Genomic DNA, 2954 nt, shown 5'->3' with positions numbered 1-2954 from the left:
GGTTAAGTTAGAAAGGGCGCACGGTGAATGCCTTGGCACTAGGAGCCGAAGAAGGACGCGACGAACGGCGAAACGCCTCGTGGAGCTGTAAGTAAGCTTTGAAGCGGGGATATCCGAATGGGGGAACCCACCATCCGTAATGGGATGGTACCCGTATCTGAATATATAGGATACGAGGAGGCAGACCTGGGGAACTGAAACATCTAAGTACCCAGAGGAAGAGAAAGCAAATGCGATTTCCTGAGTAGCGGCGAGCGAAACGGAATTAGCCCAAACCAAGAGGCTTGCCTCTTGGGGTTGTAGGACACTCTATACGGAGTTACAAAGAAATGAAGTAGGTGAAGCGATCTGGAAAGATCTGCGAGACAAGGTAACAGCCCTGTAGCCGAAACTTCGTTTCCTCCAGAGTGGATCCTGAGTACGGCGGGACACGTGAAACCCCGTCGGAATCCGGGAGGACCATCTCCCAAGGCTAAATACTCCCTAGTGACCGATAGTGAACCAGTACCGTGAGGGAAAGGTGAAAAGCACCCCGGGAGGGGAGTGAAAGAGATCCTGAAACCGTGTGCCTACAACTAGTCAGAGCCCATTTATGGGTGATGGCGTGCCTTTTGTAGAATGAACCGGCGAGTTACGATCCCGTGCAAGGTTAAGCCGATAAGGCGGAGCCGCAGCGAAAGCGAGTCTGAATAGGGCGAATAAGTACGTGGTCGTAGACCCGAAACCGTGTGATCTACCCATGTCCAGGGTGAAGTTCAGGTAACACTGAATGGAGGCCCGAACCCACGCATGTTGAAAAATGCGGGGATGAGGTGTGGGTAGGGGTGAAATGCCAATCGAACTCGGAAATAGCTGGTTCTCCCCGAAATAGCTTTAGGGCTAGCCTCGAGGGAAGAGTCTTGGAGGTAGAGCACTGATTGGACTAGGGTCCCCACAGGATTACCGAATTCAGTCAAACTCCGAATGCCAAAGACTTATCCTCGGGAGTCAGACTGCGAGTGCTAAGATCCGTAGTCAAGAGGGAAACAGCCCAGACCATCAGCTAAGGTCCCAAAGTATACGTTAAGTGGAAAAGGATGTGGAGTTGCCCAGACAACCAGGATGTTGGCTTAGAAGCAGCCACCATTTAAAGAGTGCGTAATAGCTCACTGGTCGAGTGACTCTGCGCCGAAAATGTACCGGGGCTAAACGTATCACCGAAGCTATGGATTGACACCGTTGGTGTCAGTGGTAGGGGAGCGTTCTAAGTGCAGCGAAGTCAGACCGAGAGGACTGGTGGAGCGCTTAGAAGTGAGAATGCCGGTATGAGTAGCGATAAGAGGGGTGAGAATCCCCTCCGTCGAAAGCCCAAGGTTTCCTGAGGAAGGCTCGTCCGCTCAGGGTCAGTCGGGACCTAAGCCGAGGCCGAAAGGCGTAGGCGATGGACAACAGGTTGATATTCCTGTACCACCTCCTCACCGTTTGAGCAATGGGGGGACGCAGAAAGGTAGGGTAAGCGCGGCATTGGATGTCCGCGTCCAAGCAGGTAGGCTGAGAAGTAGGCAAATCCGCTTCTCGTGAAAGCTGAGCTGTGATGGCGAGGGAAATAATAGTACCGAAGTTCCTGATCCTACACTGCCAAGAAAAGCCTCTAGCGAGGTGTGAGGTGCCCGTACCGCAAACCGACACAGGTAGGCGAGAAGAGAATTCTAAGACGCTCGGGAGAACTCTCGTTAAGGAACTCGGCAAAATGACCCCGTAACTTCGGGAGAAGGGGTGCTCTGATAGGGTGAATAGCCCGAGAGAGCCGCAGTGAAAAGATCCAAGCGACTGTTTAGCAAAAACACAGGTCTCTGCGAAGCCGCAAGGCGAAGTATAGGGGCTGACACCTGCCCGGTGCTGGAAGGTTAAGAGGAGGGGTTATCCTTTGGGAGAAGCTCTGAATTGAAGCCCCAGTAAACGGCGGCCGTAACTATAACGGTCCTAAGGTAGCGAAATTCCTTGTCGGGTAAGTTCCGACCCGCACGAATGGTGTAACGATTTGGATACTGTCTCAACGAGAGACCCGGTGAAATTATAGTACCTGTGAAGATGCAGGTTACCCGCGACAGGACGGAAAGACCCCATGGAGCTTTACTGTAGCTTGATATTGGATGTTGGTACCGTTTGTACAGGATAGGTAGGAGCCTTGGAAGCGTGAGCGCTAGCTTACGTGGAGGCGTCGGTGGGATACTACCCTGACGGTGCTGACATTCTAACCTCGAACCGTGATCCGGTTCAGGGACAGTGTCAGGTGGGCAGTTTGACTGGGGCGGTCGCCTCCTAAACAGTAACGGAGGCGCCCAAAGGTTCCCTCAGAATGGTTGGAAATCATTCGTAGAGTGCAAAGGCATAAGGGAGCTTGACTGCGAGACCTACAAGTCGAGCAGGGACGAAAGTCGGGCTTAGTGATCCGGTGGTTCCGCATGGAAGGGCCATCGCTCAACGGATAAAAGCTACCCTGGGGATAACAGGCTTATCTCCCCCAAGAGTCCACATCGACGGAGGTTTGGCACCTCGATGTCGGCTCATCGCATCCTGGGGCTGAAGTAGGTCCCAAGGGTTGGGCTGTTCGCCCATTAAAGCGGTACGCGAGCTGGGTTCAGAACGTCGTGAGACAGTTCGGTCCCTATCCGTCGCGGGCGTAGGAAATTTGAGAGGAGCTGTCCTTAGTACGAGAGGACCGGGATGGACACACCGCTGGTGTACCAGTTGTTCCGCCAGGAGCATCGCTGGGTAGCTACGTGTGGACGGGATAAGTGCTGAAAGCATCTAAGCATGAAGCCCCCCTCAAGATGAGATTTCCCATGGAGTTAATCCAGTAAGACCCCTTAGAGATGATGAGGTTGATAGGTCTGGTGTGGAAGCGTGGTGACACGTGGAGCTGACAGATACTAATCGGTCGAGGACTTATCCAAGATATTCTGACGTGTTTT

General features: G+C 53.1%; 1 rRNA gene. It reads left to right on the top strand.

Going from position 1 to position 2954, the window contains the following annotated elements:
* Positions 1–2936 (top strand): 23S ribosomal RNA (locus JCM19034_RS20435).
* Positions 2937–2954 lie beyond the last annotated feature (18 nt).

The sequence above is a fragment of the Bacillus sp. JCM 19034 genome, from assembly GCF_001310635.1.
Taxonomy (GTDB): Bacteria; Bacillota; Bacilli; order Bacillales; family Bacillaceae_D; genus Halalkalibacter.
Note: the sequence above shows the minus strand (reverse complement) of the source record. Positions and strands in the feature narration are given on the sequence as shown.